This window comes from Erwinia sp. MYb416 (assembly GCF_037479575.1).
GTDB lineage: Bacteria > Pseudomonadota > Gammaproteobacteria > Enterobacterales > Enterobacteriaceae > Erwinia > Erwinia rhapontici.
In genome coordinates, this window is sequence record NZ_JBBGYT010000069.1 from 1 (window position 1) to 880 (window position 880).

General features: G+C 53.4%; 1 protein-coding gene and 1 pseudogene. One reads left to right on the forward strand and one right to left on the reverse strand.

Annotated features, from left to right (window positions below):
• Positions 1–365: pseudogene (locus tag WH277_RS00600) on the forward strand (sodium-potassium/proton antiporter ChaA); the annotation flags it as partial.
• A gap of 90 nt (positions 366–455) precedes the next feature.
• Here WH277_RS00600 and WH277_RS00605 read toward each other — a convergent pair.
• The gene (locus WH277_RS00605) at positions 456–863 is read right to left on the reverse strand and encodes an META domain-containing protein (RefSeq protein WP_339503764.1); all 408 of its coding nucleotides are present in this window, start codon (positions 861–863) and stop codon (positions 456–458) included.
• Between the last annotated feature and the right edge of the window lie 17 nt (positions 864–880).

The window sequence follows — 880 nt, forward strand, 5'->3', positions numbered from 1 at the left end:
AGTCATTGCTGACTGAGTTGAAAGCACCGGAACAATTCACCGGTTTCCTGGTGGCGTTACTGATCCTCTCCCCTGAAGGATTGGGTGCGATTAAAGCGGTGCTGGCAAACCAGGTGCAGCGCGCAATGAACCTGTTCTTTGGCTCCGTACTGGCGACCATTTCTCTGACGGTACCGGCGGTGACGCTGATAGCGACACTGACGGGGCAGCAGCTGATCTTTGGCCTTGAACCGCCGCAGATGGTGGTGATGATTGCCGCGCTGTTGCTGTGTCAGATTTCGTTTTCGACCGGACGCACAAATGTGTTGAATGGTGCCGCCCATCTGGCGCTGTTCATTGCCTATCTGATGACGATAATGCTGTAAAGATAAGTAGACGGGCTGTCGTTTCTGTAGGGGTCGACCGTTTTTCCGGTCGACCCGTGCTGATGGTGTGCAACACGGGTCAGGTCCGCGTTACTGTGCGGTATACTCCAGCGTATGACCACTTCCCGTCAGCGTCAGCGTTTGCTCAGTCAATTTCACCTCTGCCCCTTTCGTCAGCACCACCGATAACGTCTGTTCCCACTGATTAAGCAATGGATCGCTGCACAGCATTTTCGTCGATGCCAGCATCGGTACAGTCAGTCGCCCCTGCTCAATATGCCCCTGCCCGAAGAAACGATTACACATCACGCCATTGACCCGGAGGCTGTCATTAAAGCCGATCCCCGGTTTCATCCCTTCATGAGATTTTACGGTCTGACCATCAACAGCACTGAGCGCAAACAGACGGTTTGCTAACTGCCCGGCATCAGGGTGAGGGGTCTGGCTGCAACCATTGAGCGCGATTGCACCCAGTAGCAAAACAAACGTTTTTTTCATAGGAACTCCTTTTTATG

Bases quoted from the DNA above. Each gene is read 5' to 3' on its own strand.
- WH277_RS00605 (WP_339503764.1), bottom strand. From the start codon at position 863: ATGAAAAAAACGTTTGTTTTGCTACTGGGTGCAATCGCGCTCAATGGT.